The following is an 18,753-nucleotide window of genomic DNA, read 5'->3' on the forward strand; positions in this document are numbered from 1 at the left end:
TCGTCGTTCGGTGGTCGCGGCGCCGAGTTGACGGTCGCCGTTTTTCGAGGTCATCCCCGAGATGGCCAGTTCGTCCTCGACGAGTGCGTTCCCGGTCGTTTCCGTCCTTTTTGGTCACTTGTCCGGGTTGGGTGTTGCCCAGACGAGGTGCGGGGTGGTGTTCGTACGGCTGTGGACATAGCGAAGTGCGTGCTCCGGTTCGGTCAACACGTACTGGTTCCGACCGTCGGTGGTCACCATGTACGCGCCGCAGGGGAGTTCCATGCCCCAGCCGATGATCTCCGCGTCGGTCTGTTCGCCGTACTCGACCACGACCGCGAACACGCGCGGCGCCTGATCGGTGACGAACCGGCTGACCAGCGTGGTGAAGTCGACGTTGCGCAGGTCGTCGGTGAGCTGTTGGTTCATTGTGGACACGGGGCCTCCAGTCGGTCGATGCCTGGGGACTAGACTGACCCTGATGATGCCGATTCGCAACAGTTGTGGATCGACAAGCCTTGTTTTCACTCGATCGGGGTGCTGCCGTGGCCGCCAATGTTCCGCCGTTGAGGCGTCGACGAGTCGCCGAAGCGTTGAAGCGGTTGCGAGCGCAGGCCGGACTCACGCTCGACCAAGTCGCTGAACGCACGGACTACGACAAGGGCAAGCTGTCGCGGACCGAGCGCGCGGAGATGGGTATCACCGGTGATGTCGTTCTGACGCTGTGCGAGGCGTACGGCGTCGACAAGGACGTGGCGAACTCCCTCGCCGAGCTTGCGCGGCAGAGCCGTCGACGTGGCTGGTGGCACCAGTACCTTGCCGAACTCACTCCCAAGTTGGCCGATCTGCTTGAGTTGGAAGCTGACTCACGAAGTATCAACGTCTTCACGATCGACGTGATCACCGGTCTGCTCCAGACCCGTGCGTACTACGAGGCACTCCTTCAGTTGGCCAATCCGACTGTTGACAAGCAACAGCTTGAGCAACGCGGCGATCTACGGATGGAACGCAAAGACAGGGCGCGGGAGGCTGGCACCGAGGTATGGGCTGTCATCAACGAAGCGGCGCTCATGCACCCGGTTGGCGGTAAGGAGGTGATGGCGGCTCAGTTGGAGCACGTCGTACAACTCGTGGAGGAGCGTGTCGCGACGGTACAGATTCTGCCCCTGTCCTTGCCTGGACATGCGGCGATGGGCATTCCGTTCTCGCTCTACAACCTGAAGGACGGTGCAACTTTTGCTAGCTTGGACACGCTGCTTGGCGGCCTATATCTTGAAGATCAGGTTGATGTCGACGCGTACCGGTACGCGTGGACCCAGTTGACAGCCAACAGTCTTGGGTTCCACGAGTCGATGTCGATCCTGAAGCAGAAGATCCGCGAGCACAGGAGTTGACTGCGCATGACGAGCTACCTTGGCTCTTTACGTTGGCGTACGTCCAGTTACTCGCCCAATACGGCCAACTGCGTTGAGGTGGCGACACCTCCCAGTGAGGTCCTTGTTCGTGACACCAAGGCCAGGCAGGCCGGTCACCTGATGATTCCGTCACAGTCATGGGAGCGGTTCCTGACCAGCGTGAAGTGATCCGTTCTATCCGCCGTACTCCGGAATGGTGGGGGTGCCGCGCTGGTGCGCGACAGCTGTCAGATGACAGCCGGTCCGCATGTCGAGCCCTGTGTTGATCTTGATGCCCAGTATCAGGTCCGCACCGAACTTGTCGGCGACGGTGACTCGTGGTCGCCGGGGCGGTCGACGATGACCCGCAGGGAAGTTTCGAACTCGTACTTGGGTGCGACTTCATGCGCGGTCTCCGCGTCGGCGATGCCGTGCCGCGGACCGGTGACCGAGTCGGCGACCTGCGCCATCGCCGTGCGCATGGCGGCGACTTCGCTGACGAGGCCCTCAAGGCCATCCCTCCACCGCGTATGTACGACTGGGAGGACTGCCGAGTGGTTTGTCGCAGGAGCGGCCTTCGCGACGAGTTCAGGCGGCCAGCCACTTGGCCGCGGCGTCCTTGATCTCGCGTTCCAGGTCGCTGCCCCTGGTGGGGAACACGCGGTCGATCGGGTAACCGGACTTCTCCAGCACGTAGGCGAGTGCGGCGTATTCGCGTGGGTACTTCGTGACGACGGCCTGGTCGATGTCGACGAGGCCGAGCGGGAAGGTGAACGTCCCGTTGTCGTAGACGCTGAAGCGGTGCACGATTGCCCATGCGCCGTCGCGTTTCTCGACCCGGTCGATGAATCGGCTGTGAACGGTGAAGCCCAGGCTCAGCGCGATGTTCTCGCCGATCAGCATCGCGTTGGTCTCCACTACGGCCTTGTCGCCGTTGAACGTGATGGCCGGGTTGGCGATGAGGTGTTTGCTGCGCAGGTCCGAGTGGCTCATCCGCTCCGAGGCGTCGACGAAGTCGGTCGCCGGGCCTTCGAACCAGGCGATCTCCATCCTGGCGCCGGGGTGGAACAGCCCGCGCACCTGGTCCCATTCGTCCAGGTCGCGGTGGATCCACCCGGTCATCAGGTCCGAGATGGCCTGCTTGTCCTCTACGCGCGCATTCATCGCTGCTACCTCCGTTTCGACGCCTACTTCCATGGTGGCCCGGTGGGCGGCAATCGGCGATGACGGTCGATCGGTATTACCGTGGGTGGCGTCACACCACCCGGTTGGGTTTTTGGGTGGTTAGGTCTCGCATGTGCTTGGGTACCCGGGCCTCACGACGGAGTTGACCGGGTGGGGAGAGACACCATGACTTACACGAAGCGACTGCCCAAGCCAGTGGTCGAGCAGTGGGACTGGCAGCTTCAGGGCAACTGCCGTGGCCAGGAGTCTGCGGTTTTCTTCCACCCCGACAACGAGCGCGGCCCGGCCCGGCGGATGCGACAAGCCCGGGCGAAACAGGTGTGCCATGACTGCCCCGTGATGATGCAGTGCAGGCAGCACGCGCTCAAGGCGCGAGAGCCGTTCGGTGTCTGGGGTGGACTCGACGAGGACGAACGCCGCGCCATCTTCGCCAAGCGGTCCCGTCAGCAGCACCAGCCTGCCGCGTAAACCAGGACTCACCCCCGCGCAGCGGACGCGGCCCGGAACTGCCGGGCCGCGTCCGTTGTCCATTTGAGCATTCCTTCCAGGAAGTGCGTGCGCAGCGACAGGCCCAGCAGCACCATCGGATCCGTTTCCGCCTCCGCTGACAGGGTTTCCAGGTAGCCGCGCAGTGCGTGCAGCTCCGTCCGCAGCACGTTCGCCTCACGCGCCAGCACTTTCAGCCCGTCGTCGGTCTCCAGTGTGGACACCAGGAGCGCCCTGAGCATCGTTTCGTCCCGGACCGTCCGGTTCGCCGTACATCTGGTTGCGGCACCCGTACCAGACACCCCGCATGACCTCGTCGAACTTCTTCGCCAGGTCGTACCCGCTCTGCGGGCCGGGCAACAGCGTGGCCAGGACGGCGTGCCGGAGGGACATGACACCAGGTGTTCGGCCGCCGGTGCGGTCCTCGTCGTGGTGGGTTCAGCGCCGCTCGCGCTGCTGTGCAGCGGGATTACGCTGTGGTTCACCCTGGTCTGTACGGCGCTCATCGGCATCGGCGCGGCGCCGTCGATGGGTGGGATCGCGATGGTCGCCCAGACCGCCGTCGACCGGCGGGGACATCGGTGCCGCCACGGCGGGACTCAACTTGATCAAGCAGTTCGGTGGCAGTGCCGGTCTGGCCACCGGCCAGGGCCTGCTGGCTGTTCAACAGGTCGGCGGCACGATCGCGATCGTCGGCACGGTCGGCGGACTGCTCGCGTTGGCCGCGGTTCTGGCCATTCCCGACGTGAACCTGCTCGCGTCGGCGCGGTGAGACGGCTGGGGACGGTTACTCGGGCTCCAGCATGCCGTCGCGCAGCTTCTGCAGGGTCCGCGCGAGCAGCCGGGAGACGTGCATCTGCGAGATGCCCACCTTCTCGGCGATCTGGGTCTGGGTGAGGTTGCCGAAGAACCGCAACAGCAGGATGGTCCGTTCCCGTTCCGGTAGTTCGCGGACAAGCGGCAGCAGCGACTCGTGGTTCTCCACGCCTTCCATCGCCGAGTCCGGTTCACCCAGCATCTCACCGAGGGAGGTGTTGTCCGAGTCCTGCGTCAGCATGTCGTCCAGCGACACCGAGTGGTACGCGTTGCCCGCCTCGAGACCCTCGTAGATCTCGTCCTTGGTCATGCCGAGCCGGGTGGCGATCTCGCTCGGCGTCGGCGCGCGACCGAGTTGCTGCGACAGTTCGTTGCCTGCCGCCGTGATGGCCAGATGCAGTTCCTTCAGCCGCCTCGGTACCCGCACCGACCAGCTGGAGTCACGGAAGTACCGGCGGATCTCGCCCATCACGGTCGGCACGGCGAACGACAGGAAGTCCGTGCCCCGCTCGGGGTCGAACCGGTCGACCGCGTTGATCAGGCCGACCGTCGCCACCTGGACGAGGTCCTCGTTCGACTCACCGCGGTGCGAGAACCGCCTGGCGATGTGCTCGGCCACCGGCAGGTGACCGGTGACCAGCTCGTCACGCAGCTCCGTGCGGCGCGGGTCGTCCTCGGCCAGCGCGGCGAGCTCGACGAACAGGGGCGCCAGGTGCTCGTAGCTGTTCTTGGTTCTCGCTCGTGTCGTCACGCCCCACCCATCCTTGGATCAGCGGGGTGCGGCCCCCGCTTGCTCAGCTCGATGAGCACCCGGTATCCGCCGGGGACCTGCTCGACCCTGGTGCTGGCGCTGTCGGTGAGCGTGGTCAGCACCCGCCAGCCGAAGGAGTTCGTGTCCAGCGGCAGCCCCTCCACTGTGGACAGCGCGGTGGCCTGCATGGCGATCGCGTCGTCGGCGACGCGGAACCGGCAGCGCAGGTCCGTGCCCGGCCACGCGGCGGCGGCCAGCATCGAACACGCCTCGTCGACGGCCAGCTTCAGATCGGCGACGAAGTCGAGGTCGAAGTCCTCGCGCATCGCGATCGTGGCCGCCAGCGACCGGATGATCGGCAGGTAGCGCGCCTCGGCCGGAACTCTCAGCTCGATGTCACCGACGTCAACCGAACTGTCCACGAAGGACTTGTTGGCCGCAGTCATGATCACCGCCCCTCGTTTGGTATGGCAACTGGTCGGCTGGTTAACCACACGCCCGTTCCGGCAAACGCGTGTGACCGTCGGTAGCGGCGACCGCAGGTAGATGCGGTGAATGGTTGAACCGGAGATGAAGCGGGTAACTACTGGGGGTCCTGCTCCGATCATCCGGGTGAACCGCACGCCTGGGGAGGTGGACGAATGAGGGACGAGTGTCCGCTCGTGCAGATTCGGGCCCGCGCGAGAGCCCTGGTCGCGATGGCCCGCGACGGCGACACGACCGGGCTGGTCGACGCGCTCGACCGGCTGCTGGCCGAGCGTGAGGCGGGCGGGCCGGGGCCGCACCAGGTCGTCGGCGAGCTGATCACCGCCGCGGTCGAGATGGTGGGGCTGCGTGCGGGCGACGTCCCCGCGCACACCCTCTTCGCCGTCGACATCAGGGACGACACCGACAACGCGGTGGCGATCGACCACCTCGACCCGCCACTGCGCGCGACCATCCGCGCGCTGCTCGCCGAGCTCAACGGCCATCCGGATGACACCAGGTTCCAGCTCGAGCTCGCGTTGCGTGACATCGACCTCGAAGCGACGCTCGAAGTGGTCGTGCACGCTCTACTGTGGACAATCGGAATGCTCGAGTGGTGCGAGGAGCAGGGCGTGGACGCCCCGGACTGGCTGAGGGGAGCGGGCCTGGCCGCCTGACGCGTACGGTTGGAGACGTGCCGGGCGATCTGACGGAGTACCGCAAGAAGCGCGACGCCGCGCGCACGCCGGAACCCGTACCAGCCGATGCCGCGCTTCCGCACGGTGACGACGACACGTTCGTCATCCAGGAGCACCACGCACGCCAGTTGCACTGGGACGTCCGTCTGGAACGCGGCGGCGTGCTCGTGTCGTGGGCCGTGCCGAAGGGGTTGCCGACCGATCCGAAGACCGTGCGCCTCGCGGTGCACACCGAGGACCACCCGATGGAATACGCGACCTTCGAGGGCGTGATCCCGAAGGGCGAGTACGGCGCCGGGAAGATGACCATCTGGGACCGGGGTACGTACGAAACGCTCAAGTGGGAGGACTACGAGGTCGACGTGGTCCTGCACGGCGGCCGGGTCGACGGCCACTTCACATTCCTGAAGCGCAGCGAGGGCTGGATCGTGCGCAGGCGCGGCGCACCGCAGGACCCGAACTGGCGACCGCTGCCGGACGAGATGAAGCCGATGCTGGCCACGATCGGCCCGATGCCGCCCGCGGGTCAGAGCGACAAATGGGCGTACGAGTTCAAATGGGACGGCGTCCGCGCGCTCGTCCGGGTGGAGGGTGGCCGCCTGCAGATCTACAGCCGCGCCGGTAACGACGTCACGACGACCTACCCGGAGCTCGCCGACCTCGGCAAGCAGCTGGGCAGCGCGCAGGCCTGGTTGGACGGTGAGATCGTCGCGTTCGCCGGGGGCAAACCGAGCTTCGCCGAGCTGCAGAAGCGGATGCACGTGGGCAACGCGGCGCAGGCGCGCAAGCTCGTCGGCCAGACCCCGGTCAGCCTGTTGCTGTTCGACCTGCTGCACTTCGAGGGCCGGTCGCTGCTGAAGCTGCCGTTCGCCGACCGCCGGGCGTTGCTGGAGAAGCTCGAGCTGAAGGGCAGCCACTGGTACACGGCGCCGTCCTACCCCGCCGACGGCGACGCGGTGCTCGAGGCCAGCAGGAAGCAGGGGCTGGAAGGCGTGATCGCCAAGCGCCTCGACTCGCGTTACGTTCCCGGCCGGTCCCCGGCGTGGATCAAGGTCGCCGACGTGCGGCCGCAGGAAGTGGTCATCGGCGGCTGGCGTCCCGGGGAAGGACGCCGTGAGGGCGTGCTTGGCGCGTTGTTGCTCGGGGTACCCGATGAGGGTGGTCTCAGGTTCGTCGGTTCGGTCGGAACGGGGTTCTCCGACGCGGAGTTGGAGTCGCTCACCGAACGGCTGCGCCCCCTGGGGCGTCGGACGTCACCGTTCAACGGCAAGCTCCCGCCGGAGCGGGCCCGCGGCGCCGAGTGGGTCGAGCCGGAACTGGTCGGGGAAGTGGTGTTCCGGATCTGGACGACCGACGGTCGGATGCGCGCGCCCGTCTGGCGCGGCCTGCGCGCGGACAAGTCACCGGACGAGGTGGAGCTCAATGGCTGACCAGCTGGTGAAGGTCGAGGACCGCACGCTGAAGCTGACCAACATGACCAAGGTGCTCTACCCGGAGAGCGGCTTCACCAAGGCGCAGGTGATCGACTACTACGCCCGGATCGCGCCCGTCCTGCTGCCGCACCTGCGCGACCGCCCGGTGACGCTGCGCCGGTATCCCAACGGGGTCGACGGCCAGTCGTTCTTCGAGAAGAACGTGGCCCGGCACGCGCCGGAGTGGGTGCGCACCGAGCGGCTGGCCACGCCCGGCAGCAGCCAGGGCAACGAGTCGCTCGACTTCGTGCTGGTCCAGGACCTGCCGACGCTGGTGTGGGTGGCCAACCTGGCCGCACTGGAGCTGCATGTTCCACAGTGGAAGGTGGGCGGCGAGCCGGACCTGCTGGTGTTCGACCTCGATCCCGGCCCGCCCGCGACCGTCGTCGAGTGCTGCCAGGTCGCGCTGTGGCTGCGGGAGGAACTGGCCGAGGGCGGCTACGAGGCGTTCCCGAAGACCAGTGGGTCCAAGGGGATGCAGCTCTACGTCCCGGTCGAGCCCGGCGAGATCGACACGGGGGCGTATTCGCGCAAACTGGCTGAGCGATTAGCGCGGGAGTACCCGCGACAGGTTGTCGCCACGATGGCCAAGGCGCAGCGCGGCGGACGCGTGTTCATCGACTGGAGCCAGAACCGTCCGGCCAAGACCACGATCGCGCCGTACTCGCTGCGGGCCCGGCCGCGGCCGACCGTCTCCACGCCCGTGACCTGGCAGGAAGTGGAGGAGTGCGAGCACGTGGACGACCTGACGTTCACCGCGGACGAGGTGCGCGCCAGGGTCGGTGAAATGGGCGATCTGCTCGGTTATCGACGGGTGTCGGCGGAATGACCGGACGATTACGCCGACACGAGTAGGAAACGTGTGGTTCACCCTCGCCCACACGTTTCAGCGAACGACGCGGTTGGTGGGTAGCGCGGGTGGAAAACAGGGGTAATCTCCCGAACGGGGATCGGCCGGAAGGAGTGGTTCACGATGTCCCGTCAGCGTTCTTCCGTCGTATCAATCGGTGCGACGAGACCCAGAACCCCGCCGGAGCAAAGACGTGTGCACACGGAGTTGCCCCGGCCGGTACTGGCTCTGACGCCGGGACTGCAATTGCGCCGTGCCGTCGACACCGCTCTGGTGGAATTGCAGAAAGTCGCACAGTCCGAGCGAACCGAGATGCTCGGCGCGATGCGCAGGGTCAACGACAACCTGCACGGCGCGCTGGCGCACACCGCCGCGATCGGGGAGACCTGCTTGGTCGCGGCCGCGGTCCAGGCGGTGCACGCCGCCGAGGAGCACCTCGAAGCCTCCGAACTGAGCCAGGCCAGGGTCGCACTGACCACCGCACGCGAACGGCTCACCCCGCCGTCGGCCAAGAAGGACCTCTCCTGAGCGACTCGATCGACGAACACCTGGCGGCGCTGGCGAGCGCCCACGGCGTAGCCACCTGGTACGAGGACGCGGACCAGCGCCGGGTCGAAGTGGACCGAGCCGTCGTGCTCGCGATCCTCGAACAGCTCGAAGTGGACCCGGGCGCGCCCCCGAAACGCCCGGGACTGCCGGACACGATCGTCGTCCGGCAGGGCACTCGCTACGAAACAGGCCGCGGCCTGCTGCGCACCGAGGACGGCGCGCGGCTCGACATCGCCGACCGGCTGCCCGCCGATCTCCCGCTGGGCTGGCACGTGCTGGAGGCCGATGGCCGGGAGATCCCACTGGCGGTGACGCCCGCGCGCCTGCCCGACGTTCCGCGCGCCTGGGGCTGGATGCTCCAGCTGTACGCGTTGCACTCGCGGGAGTCGTGGGGGATGGGCGACTTCGGTGACTTGGCGTCGTTCGCCCGCCAGGCGCAGGGACACGGCGCGGGCGTGCTGCTGGTGAACCCGGTGCAGGCGATCGTGCCGACCCTGCCGGTGAACCGCTCGCCGTACTCGCCGTCCAGCCGCCGCTTCGCCAATCCCTTGTACATCAAGGTCACCGACACCGACGAGTTCCGCGCCGCCGATCCTGCCGTGCGGTCGGACGTGCTCGCGCTCGCGCCGGGCCCGATCGGCGACCTGATCGACTACGACGCGGTGTGGGCGGCCAAAGTGGCCGCACTGGACCTGTTGTGGCCCGGCGAGATCCGCGAACTCGAACCGGGGCTGCGGGACTACGCGACCTTCTGCGCGCTGGCCGAGAAGCACGGCGGCGACTGGCGCGAGTGGCCGTCCGGGTTTCGGCACCCCGACAGCCCGGATGTCGTTGCCGCGCGTAGGGAACTGGCGCCGCGGGTGGCCTTCCACGCGTGGTTGCAGGAGGTGTGTGAGAAGCAACTGGGCGCCGCGCGGGCGGCCGCGAGCGGCATGTCCGTCGGGGTCGTGCACGACCTCCCGGTCGGGGTGGACCTGGGCGGAGCGGACGCGTGGGCGTTGCAGGACGTGCTCGCCCCGCGTGTGACCGTCGGCGCGCCCCCGGACGCCTTCAGCCAGCAGGGTCAGGACTGGCGGCTGCCACCGTGGCGTCCGGACAAGCTCGCGGCGGCGGGATACCAACCGTTCATCGAAGTTTTGCGAAGTGTGCTCAAGCACGGCGACGGAATCCGGGTGGATCACGTCGCGGGGCTGTGGCGGCTGTGGTGGATCCCACCGGGCGAGCCGCCGAGCCGTGGCACGTACGTGCACTACGACAGCGAGGCCATGCTGGGCATCCTCGCCCTGGAAGCACACCGGCACTCGGCCGTCGTGGTCGGCGAGGACCTCGGCACGGTCCAGCCGCACGTCACGACCACGTTGCACGAGCGCGGCATGCTCTCCTCGGCCGTGCTCTACTTCCAGCGTGACTACGAAGCACATGGTCACCCGTTTGTGCCCATCCGTTCGTGGGAACCCGCGTCGATGGCGAGCATCTCCACCCACGACCTGCCGACAGCGGCCGGGTTCCTCGAGGCGGAGAACGTCCGCGTCCGCGCGGACCTCGGGCTCGTCGACGACGCCGGGAAGGAGTACGAACGGGTGGCCGCCGAACGCAGGGATCTGATCGCCTTCCTGGTCAAGGAGGGTGTGCTGGAGTCGCAGGACGCCGCGGAAGACGAGATCCTGGTGGCCATGCACGCCGTGCTCACCCGCGCCCGCAGCGCGTTGGTCCTCACATCACCCTCCGACGCGCTCGGTGACCTGCGACAACCCAACTTGCCGGGTACGGTGGACGAGTACCCGAACTGGCGGATCCCCTTGCCGGTACCGGTGGAGCAATTGTTCTCACAACCGGGCGTACGGCGAGTCGTGCACGCTCTGGAAGCGAACCCTGGGTGACATCTCCCGTGCCACTGACGGGTAGCGCGGTGACACCTTCTAGGGTCATCGCAAAGCAACACGAGGAGCGAGTGTGCGGCCCTGGCCAGGAACCCCTTACCCGCTCGGCGCCACGTACGACGGCGCCGGGACGAATTTCGCGCTGTTCTCCGAGGTGGCAGAGTTCGTCGAACTGTGCCTGATCGACGACGACGGCACGGAGAAGCGGATCAAACTGCCCGAGGTCGACGGGTTCGTGCATCACGGCTACTTGCCGACTGTCGGCCCTGGTCAGCTGTACGGCTACCGCGTGCACGGCCCGTACGACCCGGCCAACGGCATGCGCTGCAACCCGAACAAGCTGCTGCTCGACCCGTACGCCAAGGCGGTCGCGGGCAGTAACGTCGACTGGCACGAGTCGCTGTTCGGCTACCCGTTCGGCGAGCCGGACGGCCGCAACGACGCCGACTCCGCCGGTCACGTGCCGTTGGGCGTCGTGGTCAGCCCGTACTTCGACTGGGGCAACGACCGGCTGCCGAAGATCCCGTACAACGAGTCGGTCATCTACGAGACGCACGTGCGCGGCCTCACACTGCAGCACCCGTTCGTGCCGGAGGAGATCCGCGGCACGTACGCGGGCCTGGCGCACCCGGTGGTCATCGAGCACCTGAAGAAGGTGGGTGTGACGGCGGTCGAGCTGATGCCGGTGCACCAGTTCATCACCGACCACGCGCTGTTCGAGCGCGGCATGCGCAACTACTGGGGTTACAACACGATCGGGTTCTTCGCCCCGCACTCGGCGTACTCGGCCACCGGCCGCGGCAACCAGGTGCAGGAGTTCAAGGCGATGGTCCGTGACCTGCACGAGGCGGGGATCGAGGTCATCCTCGACGTGGTCTACAACCACACCGCCGAGGGCAACCACCTCGGGCCGACGCTGTCCATGCGTGGCATCGACAACGACGCCTACTACCGGCTGGTCGACGACGAACGCAAGTTCTACATGGACTACACCGGCACCGGGAACTCGTTGAACGTCCGCAACCCGCACACCCTGCAGCTGATCATGGACTCGCTGCGGTACTGGGTGACCGAGATGCACGTCGACGGGTTCCGCTTCGACCTCGCCGCGACGCTGGCCCGTGAGTTCTACGACGTGGACCGGCTGAGCGCGTTCTTCGACATCGTCCAGCAGGACCCGGTGATCAGCCAGGTCAAGCTGATCGCCGAGCCGTGGGACGTCGGACCCGGTGGCTACCAGGTCGGTAACTTCCCTCCACTGTGGACGGAATGGAACGGCAAGTTCCGCGACACGGTCAGGGACTTCTGGCGCGGTGAACCCGCGACGCTCGGCGAGTTCGCCTCGCGGATCACCGGCTCGTCTGACCTGTACCAGGACGACGGCCGCCGCCCGTTCGCGTCGATCAACTTCGTCACCGCGCACGACGGCTTCACGTTGAACGACCTGGTCTCGTACAACGACAAGCACAACGAGGCCAACGGCGAGGATAACCGGGACGGCGCCAACGACAACCGGTCGTGGAACTGCGGTGTCGAAGGCCCGACCGAGGACGCCGAAGTGCTTGCCCTGCGCGCGAAACAGCGTCGCAACATGCTCGCGACGCTGATGTTGTCGCAGGGCGTGCCGATGCTGGTCGCGGGTGACGAGATCGGCCGCACCCAGGGCGGCAACAACAACGCCTACTGCCAGGACAACGAGATCTCCTGGGTGGACTGGGAACGCGCGGAGGACTTCGGCGAGCTCAAGGCGTTCACCTCGGCGCTGACCAGGATGCGGCGCGAGCACCCGGTGTTCCGACGCCGCCGGTTCTTCGCCGGGCGGCCGATCCGCAAGAGCGACGAACTGCGGGACATCGGCTGGTTCACTCCGTCCGGTCAGGAGATGACCGAACAGGACTGGGAGTCCGGGTTCGGCCGGTGCATCGTGGTGTTCCTCAACGGCGAGGGCATCGCGGACCTGGACCAGCGCGGCGAGCAGGTCACCGACGACTCGTTCCTGTTGTGCTTCAACGCCCACCACGAGGACATCGACGTCACGCTGCCCAACGGCGACTACGCCGAGAACTGGACTGTCGTCGTGGACACCGCGACCGGCGAGGTCGGCGAAGGTCCGACGATCCCGGCCAAGTCCAGCCTCAAGGTGGAAGCCCGTTCCCTGGTCGTGCTGCAACGAGCCGAGGAAGAAGAAGACCAGCGATGATCCCCAGCGCCACCTACCGCCTGCAACTCGGCCCGGCCATGACGTTCGACCAGGTCGCCGAGATCGCGGACTACCTCGCGGCACTGGGCGTCGGGGCGGTGTACGCCTCGCCCGTGCTGGCCGCGACACCGGGTTCGACGCACGGCTACGACGTGGTCGACCCGACGATCGCCAGCCCGGCGCTCGGCGGGGAGGACGCGCGGATGCGCCTGGTCGGCGAGTTGCAGGAGCTGGAGCTGGGCCTGGTCATCGACATCGTGCCCAACCACATGGGGATCGCGGACCCGTCCGCGAACCCGTGGTGGTGGGACGTGCTGGCCAACGGCAGGCAGTCGCGGTACGCGAAGTACTTCGACATCGACTGGGACACCGGGCCGGTCCTGGTCCCGGTGCTCGGTTCGGACGCGCTCGACGACTTGTCCCTCGTGGACGGCGAGCTGCGGTACCACGAGCACCGGTTCCCGATCGCCGACGGAACTTCGGGTGGTTCACCGCAGCAGGTGCACGAGCGCCAGCACTACCGCCTGGTGAACTGGCGGCGCGGCAACACCGAGCTGAACTACCGGCGGTTCTTCGACATCACCACGCTCGCCGCCGTGCGGGTGGAGGACCCCGAGGTCTTCGAGGCGACGCACTCCGCCGTGCTGCGCTGGATCTCGCACCTCGAGGTGACCGGGCTGCGGATCGACCACCCGGACGGCCTGGCCAACCCGGGGGAGTACCTGCGGCGGCTGCGCGCGGCGGCACCGTCGGCGTGGATCGTGGCCGAGAAGATCCTCGGGGCGGACGAGACGTTGCCGTCGACGTGGCCGGTGCACGGAACCACGGGATACGACGCGCTTCGCCTGGTGTGCGGGCTGTTCATCGACCCGGCGGGCGAACCGGTTTTCTCCGAGCTGGCGGGAAACCAGGACCTGCACGCGATGGAGGCCGACCGCAAGCGCTGGGTCGCCGAACACCTGTTGCGGGCCGAGGTGCGGCGGATCTCCCGGCTCGGTGTGCCGGAGCAGGCCGTCATCGACTTCCTGCCCCGGTTCGGGGTCTACCGGTCGTACGTCGCCGACGGCATCGCCGAGAACCTGCCGACCGGGGAGATCGGTGAGCGGATGCTGGCCGACCCGTCGGGCGAGCTGACTTCCCGGGTGGAGCAGACGGCCGCGATGGTGATGGCCAAGGGCGTCGAGGACACGACGTTCTACCGGTACAACCGGTTCACGGCGTTGAACGAGGTCGGCAGCGACCCGGGCAGGTTCGGCGTTCCCGTGGCGGAGTTCCACGCCAAGACGGCCGCGGCGGCCGACGCGAGCATGACCGCGCTGTCCACACACGACACCAAACGCTCCGAGGACGTGCGTGCCCGGCTCGCCGTGCTGTCCGAGCTGCCCGGCGAGTTCGCCGAGCGGGTGCGGCGGTGGACGGCCAAGGCCGGGCTGTCCGAGCCGACGCTGAACCTGTTGGCGTGGCAGACGATCGTCGGCGCGTGGCCGATCAGCGCGGACAGGCTCGCGGCCTACCTGGAGAAGGCGTCGCGCGAAGCCAAGATCGCCACCAGCTGGACGGAACGCAACGACGAGTTCGACGCCGAGGTGGCCGCGTGGCCGGACCGCGTGCTGGCCGAACTCGGTGGTGAGATCGAGGAGTTCGTCCACCGCGTCCGCGGTCCGGGCTGGTCGAACTCGTTGGGGCAGAAGCTGTTGCAGCTGGCCATGCCCGGTGTGCCGGATGTCTACCAGGGCACCGAGCTGTGGGACTACTCGCTGGTCGACCCGGACAACCGGCGCCCGGTGGACTTCGAGCTGCGGCGTGAGATCCTGGCCGAGATCGAGGACGCGCCGCCGCCGATCGACGAGTCCGGCGCGGCGAAACTCCACGTCGTCTCCCGGACGCTGCGGCTGCGGTGGGAGCGCCCGGACCTGTTCACCGGCTACACGCCGATCGAGGCGTCCGGCCCGGCCGCCGAGCACCTGGTCGGTTTCGCGCGCAACGGCCTGATCGCCGTCGCGACCCGCCTGCCGGTCGGACTGGAGCGGTCCGGCGGCTGGCGTGACACAACCCTGACCCTACCCGGAACCTGGACCGACATCCTTGTGAGTGGTTACCCGGATTCCAACACCGATCAACACTCACGAGAGGTTCTGGTGGGAGAGGTGTTGTCCCGGTATCCGGTGGCACTTCTGGTTCGGAGCGGCGAGTGACTTTCTCGGTGTGGGCGCCCGGCAAGTCCCGGGTACGGGTGCGTGTCGACGGTGAGATCCACGCGATGGTCGAGGAAGCCGGTGGTTGGTGGCGTGCGGACGTCACGGGTGCGGACTACTCGTTCTTCGTGGACGACGACGAGACACCGCTGCCGGACCCGCGTTCACTGCGCCAGCCGGACGGCGTTTTCGGCCCGTCGCAGGTGTACGACCACACGAGCTTCGAATGGAGCGACCAGGCGTGGACCGGGCGCGCGTTGCCCGGCAGCGTGCTCTACGAACTGCACATCGGGACGTTCACGCCGGAGGGCACGTTCGACTCGGCGATCGGGAAGCTGGACCACCTGGTGGACCTGGGCGTCGACTTCGTCGAAGTGATGCCGGTGAACTCCTTCGACGGCACAACGGGCTGGGGCTACGACGGTGTGCTGTGGGGCGCCGTGCACGAGCCGTACGGCGGTCCCGACGGGTTCAAGCGGTTCGTCGACGCGGCGCACGCCCGTGGGCTCGGTGTCGTCCTGGACGTCGTCTACAACCACATGGGCCCGTCCGGGGCGTTCCTTGACCGCTTCGGGCCGTACTTCGCCGGGCGCAACCTGTGGGGCCCGGCGTTGAACGTCACCGGACCCGGCTCCGACGAGGTCCGCCGGTACGTGCTGGACAACGCGCTGATGTGGTTGCGGGACTTCCACGTCGACGCGTTGCGCCTGGACGCCATCCACGCCATTCTGGACACTCGGGCCACGCATCTCCTCGAGGAAATGGCACAGGAGGTCGACGCGCTGGCAGTCGCTGTACGGCGTCCGCTCTCGCTCATCGCGGAGTCGGACCTGAACGACCCGCGGCACGTGACACCGCGTGCGGCGGGCGGATACGGCCTGGCGGCGCAGTGGTGCGACGACCTGCATCACGCGTTGCACGTCTTCCTGACCGGTGAAACCCAGGGTTACTACAAGGACTTCGGCGCGCCGAACGCGTTGAAGACAGCGTTGGAGAACGCGTTCTTCCACGCCGGCACGTGGTCGTCCTTCCGTGAACGGACCCACGGCCGTCCGATCGACAAGGCGGTCACGCCGGGCCACCGGTTCCTGTGCTTCCTGCAGAACCACGACCAGATCGGCAACCGCGCCCAGGGCGACCGCATGTCCGCGACCGTGTCGCCGGGTGTGCTGCTGTGCGGCGCCGCGATCATGTTCTGTTCTCCTTACACCCCCATGGTTTTCATGGGTGAGGAGTGGGCCGCGTCGACTCCGTGGCAGTTCTTCGCGTCCTTCCCGGACCCCGAACTGGCCGAGGCTGTCCGGACTGGCCGCCGCCGCGAGTTCGCCGAGCACGGCTGGGGCGAGTCGGAGGTTCCCGACCCGATGGATCCGGCGACGGCTGTGAGATCCCGGCTCGACTGGTCCGAAGTGGACGACCCGGCGCACGCTTCGGTGCTGTCGACGTACAAGGCCCTGATCGCGCTGCGCCGGGAACATCCCGAGCTGTCCGACCCACGGCTGGACGCGTTCTCGGTCGAGCAGGACGACCGGGTCGTGATCCTGCACCGCGGCCGGATCCAGCTCGTCTGCAACCTGGGCACGACCGACGTGCCCCATCCGGCGGGCGAGGTGCTGCTCTCGTCACAGGGTGTCCGTGACCTCGTGGTTCCGCCGGAGAACTTCGCCATCGTCGCCCGCTGAGCTGACGCTTGCTCGCTCTTTGCCCACGTCGGCTCCTGAAGTGTACGATACGGTTTCGTACACTTCAGGAGAAGGGGCGCTGGATGGTGCGAGGTGAGGAGCGTGAGCGGGCCATCCTCGACGCCACTACCGAGTTGGTGAGCGAGGTCGGCTACCAGGCGATGACCATGGACGCCGTGGCAGCACGGGCGCGCGCCAGCAAGGCCACGATCTACCGCCGCTGGCGCAACAAGGCCGAGTTGGTGAAGGCGGCGCTGGACGTCCACGACGCCGAGTTCAACCTGACCATCCCCGACACCGGCGAGTTACGAGCGGACCTGGTCGAGGTGGTGCGAGCCGCGCGGAACAAGGCCACCGACCGCTTCCTCGGTCTGCTGAACGCGCTGATCAGCGCCGCCAGATATGACCCCGAACTCGCGGCGGCCCTGCGGGAACACCAAGAGGACGACGAGCTGTCGCCGTTCGCCGCGTGCCTGCAGCGAGCCGTGGCCCGAGGTGACTTGCCGCCTGATGTGGACATGACACTCGTGCACGACGTTGCCGAGGCGTTGATCATGCGTCAACTGGCCATCGATGTGCCGTTCGACGACGCGTTCATCGCCAGGGTCGTCGACCGCGTACTGCTTCCCCTGATCCAACGCTGAGCGAACGAGGGAAAATCCGGATGCTTCCTGTCCTGATCGCCGGGGCGGGCCCGAGCGGCCTGACCCTTGCCGTCGAACTCGCCCGTCGCGGCGTCGACTGCCGGATCGTCGACAAGGCGCCGGAGCTGTTCATCGGTTCGCGTGCCAAGGGGTTGCAACCACGCACGCTGGAGGTGTTCGAGGATCTCGGTGTGCTCGACGCCGTGTTCGCCGGTGGCGCACCGTTCCCGGCTTTCCGGATGTACTCCGGGAAGGAGATCCTGTGGGAACGCCCCTTGCACGAAATGCTCGGTTCTCCGTTGCCGCGGCGCACTCCGGACGTGCCCTATCCGATGCCGTGGCTCATCCCGCAGTGGCGCACGGACGAGATCCTGCGCGACCGGTTCGAGGAGCTCGGTGGGCGGGTGGAGTTGTCGACCGAGTTGGTCGACTTCGGCCAGGACGACGACGGCGTGGTCGCGACCCTGCGACACGACGGCCGCGACGAACACGTGCGAGCCGAGTTCCTGGTCGGCACCGACGGTGGCCGCAGCTTCGTGCGCAAGCACTCGGGTGCCGGGTTCCTCGGTACCACATGGGAAAGCGAACGCACGCTGATCGGTGACGTCCGTGCCGAAGGGATCGACGGGTTCTTCTGCCACATGTTCACCGGCGGGGACCTGGCGAAGAGGTTCTCCCTGTGGAACCTGCCCGGCAGCGACCACTACCAGTTCGTTGCCGCGGTCGACCCCGACGACGAGCCGGAGCTGAACCTGGCGACTGTGCGGAAGATGCTGGACGAGCGGTCCGGGCGTACCGACATCCGGCTGTTCGACCTGCGGTGGATCTCGTTGTACCGCATCAATGTCCGGATGGTCGACCGGTTCCGGACCGGTCGGGTGTTCCTGGCGGGTGACGCCGCGCACGTGCACTCGTCAGCGGCTGGTCAGGGCTTGAACACGAGCGTGCAGGACGCCTACAACCTGGGCTGGAAGCTGGCCGCCGTGCTCGGTGGCGCGCCGGAGTCCCTGTTGGACACCTACCACGAGGAGCGGTTCCCGGTCGCGGCGGACGTGCTCGACCTCAGCACGACCCTGCACCACCGCGGTTTCCGGGCGACGCTCGCTCCCGCCGGGTCGTCGCCCGCGATTCACCAGCTCGACATCACGTATCGCGGCAGCACGCTGGCCGTCGACGACCGCGACAACCCCGGGCATCTGCGGGCAGGCGACCGTGCGCCCGATGCGTTGCTCGATGGAGGAACGCGGCTTTTCGATGTCCTGAAAGGACCTCAATGGACGCTGCTCGTCTTCGGGGGCGCGTCCGCCGGGGACCTCGGGCCGGGTGTTCACGTCCGGTCTGTGTCCGGTGTGGGCGGCTATGAGGAGTTCGACGGGATGTTCGTCCTCATTCGTCCGGACGGTCACATCGGCACTGTCACCTCCGACGCGGATCGCGTCCGCGCCTACCTGACCGACATGTAGTGTCAAATGTAGTAGACCTGCTACATTCTGGCCGAGACATTGGA

Annotated in this window: 20 protein-coding genes; 14 read left to right on the forward strand and 6 right to left on the reverse strand. The window is 67.4% G+C overall.

The window, feature by feature from the left end; genetic code table 11:
- Positions 1–114: 114 nt before the first annotated feature.
- Positions 115–417 carry a hypothetical protein gene (locus ALI144C_RS27220; RefSeq protein WP_143230892.1) on the reverse strand — a complete coding sequence of 101 codons (303 nt, stop codon included), beginning with the start codon at positions 415–417 and terminating at the stop codon, positions 115–117.
- A gap of 107 nt (positions 418–524) precedes the next feature.
- Here ALI144C_RS27220 and ALI144C_RS27225 point away from each other — a divergent pair, with 107 nt between their 5' ends.
- Together ALI144C_RS27225 and ALI144C_RS27230 are read left to right on the forward strand one after the other, a co-directional pair.
- On the forward strand, positions 525–1,373 hold the full coding sequence (locus ALI144C_RS27225; RefSeq protein ID WP_168211361.1) for a helix-turn-helix domain-containing protein: 849 nt from the start codon (positions 525–527) through the stop codon (positions 1,371–1,373).
- A gap of 6 nt (positions 1,374–1,379) precedes the next feature.
- Positions 1,380–1,562 carry a DUF397 domain-containing protein gene (locus ALI144C_RS27230; protein ID WP_076989987.1) on the forward strand — a complete coding sequence of 61 codons (183 nt, stop codon included), beginning with the start codon at positions 1,380–1,382 and terminating at the stop codon, positions 1,560–1,562.
- Positions 1,563–1,675: 113 nt separating this feature from the next.
- On the opposite strand, the gene ALI144C_RS27235 is transcribed toward ALI144C_RS27230, so the two are convergent.
- Positions 1,676–1,855, reverse strand: a complete 180-nt coding sequence (locus ALI144C_RS27235) for a hypothetical protein (RefSeq protein ID WP_076989988.1) — start codon at positions 1,853–1,855, stop codon at positions 1,676–1,678.
- A 106-nt stretch (positions 1,856–1,961) separates the two neighbouring features.
- Positions 1,962–2,537: a nuclear transport factor 2 family protein gene (locus ALI144C_RS27240; protein WP_076989989.1), complete on the reverse strand. Its 576-nt coding sequence runs from the start codon at positions 2,535–2,537 to the stop codon at positions 1,962–1,964.
- Between the two features lie 186 nt (positions 2,538–2,723).
- Between ALI144C_RS27240 and ALI144C_RS27245 the strand changes: the two genes are divergently transcribed.
- A complete protein-coding gene (locus tag ALI144C_RS27245; RefSeq protein WP_076990089.1) occupies positions 2,724–3,026 on the forward strand; it encodes a WhiB family transcriptional regulator in 303 nt (100 codons plus the stop codon).
- Between the two features lie 8 nt (positions 3,027–3,034).
- Here ALI144C_RS27245 and ALI144C_RS27250 read toward each other — a convergent pair whose 3' ends face one another.
- Positions 3,035–3,286 carry a hypothetical protein gene (locus tag ALI144C_RS27250; protein ID WP_076989990.1) on the reverse strand — a complete coding sequence of 84 codons (252 nt, stop codon included), beginning with the start codon at positions 3,284–3,286 and terminating at the stop codon, positions 3,035–3,037.
- Positions 3,287–3,576: 290 nt separating this feature from the next.
- On the opposite strand from ALI144C_RS27250, the gene ALI144C_RS27255 reads away from it, so the two are divergent.
- Positions 3,577–3,816, forward strand: a complete 240-nt coding sequence (locus ALI144C_RS27255) for a hypothetical protein (RefSeq protein WP_076989991.1) — start codon at positions 3,577–3,579, stop codon at positions 3,814–3,816.
- Positions 3,817–3,831: 15 nt separating this feature from the next.
- Here ALI144C_RS27255 and ALI144C_RS27260 read toward each other — a convergent pair whose 3' ends face one another.
- Together ALI144C_RS27260 and ALI144C_RS27265 are read right to left on the reverse strand one after the other, a co-directional pair.
- Entirely contained in the window at positions 3,832–4,611 is a 780-nt protein-coding gene (locus tag ALI144C_RS27260) for a SigB/SigF/SigG family RNA polymerase sigma factor (RefSeq protein WP_076989992.1), read from the reverse strand.
- Positions 4,608–5,057, reverse strand: coding sequence for a hypothetical protein (locus tag ALI144C_RS27265; protein WP_076990090.1), 450 nt, complete (start codon positions 5,055–5,057; stop codon positions 4,608–4,610). The genes ALI144C_RS27260 and ALI144C_RS27265 overlap by 4 nt, the downstream gene beginning before the upstream one ends.
- Before the next feature lie 195 nt (positions 5,058–5,252).
- On the opposite strand from ALI144C_RS27265, the gene ALI144C_RS27270 reads away from it, so the two are divergent.
- From ALI144C_RS27270 to ALI144C_RS27310, 10 genes are all read left to right on the forward strand, one after another.
- Positions 5,253–5,753, forward strand: coding sequence for a hypothetical protein (locus tag ALI144C_RS27270; RefSeq protein ID WP_076989993.1), 501 nt, complete (start codon positions 5,253–5,255; stop codon positions 5,751–5,753).
- A gap of 17 nt (positions 5,754–5,770) precedes the next feature.
- Positions 5,771–7,204, forward strand: a complete 1,434-nt coding sequence (gene ligD / locus ALI144C_RS27275) for a non-homologous end-joining DNA ligase (RefSeq protein WP_076989994.1) — start codon at positions 5,771–5,773, stop codon at positions 7,202–7,204.
- On the forward strand, positions 7,197–8,075 hold the full coding sequence (ligD, locus tag ALI144C_RS27280; protein WP_076989995.1) for a non-homologous end-joining DNA ligase: 879 nt from the start codon (positions 7,197–7,199) through the stop codon (positions 8,073–8,075). The genes ligD (ALI144C_RS27275) and ligD (ALI144C_RS27280) overlap by 8 nt, the downstream gene beginning before the upstream one ends.
- 216 nt (positions 8,076–8,291) lie before the next feature.
- Positions 8,292–8,624: a hypothetical protein gene (locus tag ALI144C_RS55760; RefSeq protein ID WP_168211345.1), complete on the forward strand. Its 333-nt coding sequence runs from the start codon at positions 8,292–8,294 to the stop codon at positions 8,622–8,624.
- 8 nt (positions 8,625–8,632) lie between these two features.
- Positions 8,633–10,525 (forward strand): 4-alpha-glucanotransferase, encoded by a 1,893-nt coding sequence (malQ, locus tag ALI144C_RS27285; RefSeq protein ID WP_076990091.1) that lies wholly within the window; start codon positions 8,633–8,635, stop codon positions 10,523–10,525.
- 73 nt (positions 10,526–10,598) lie between these two features.
- Complete coding sequence (gene glgX, locus ALI144C_RS27290; RefSeq protein WP_076989996.1) at positions 10,599–12,725, forward strand: glycogen debranching protein GlgX; 2,127 nt, start codon at positions 10,599–10,601, stop codon at positions 12,723–12,725.
- Positions 12,722–14,920, forward strand: a complete 2,199-nt coding sequence (locus tag ALI144C_RS27295; protein WP_076989997.1) for an alpha-amylase family glycosyl hydrolase — start codon at positions 12,722–12,724, stop codon at positions 14,918–14,920. The genes glgX and ALI144C_RS27295 overlap by 4 nt, the downstream gene beginning before the upstream one ends.
- A complete protein-coding gene (gene treZ, locus ALI144C_RS27300) occupies positions 14,917–16,602 on the forward strand; it encodes a malto-oligosyltrehalose trehalohydrolase (protein WP_076989998.1) in 1,686 nt (561 codons plus the stop codon). The genes ALI144C_RS27295 and treZ overlap by 4 nt, the downstream gene beginning before the upstream one ends.
- An 83-nt stretch (positions 16,603–16,685) precedes the next feature.
- Positions 16,686–17,246, forward strand: a complete 561-nt coding sequence (locus ALI144C_RS27305) for a TetR/AcrR family transcriptional regulator (RefSeq protein ID WP_076989999.1) — start codon at positions 16,686–16,688, stop codon at positions 17,244–17,246.
- Positions 17,247–17,266: 20 nt separating this feature from the next.
- Positions 17,267–18,709, forward strand: coding sequence for an FAD-dependent monooxygenase (locus ALI144C_RS27310; protein WP_076990000.1), 1,443 nt, complete (start codon positions 17,267–17,269; stop codon positions 18,707–18,709).
- Positions 18,710–18,753 lie beyond the last annotated feature (44 nt).

The sequence above is a fragment of the Actinosynnema sp. ALI-1.44 genome, from assembly GCF_001984155.1.
Lineage (GTDB): Bacteria > Actinomycetota > Actinomycetes > Mycobacteriales > Pseudonocardiaceae > Kibdelosporangium.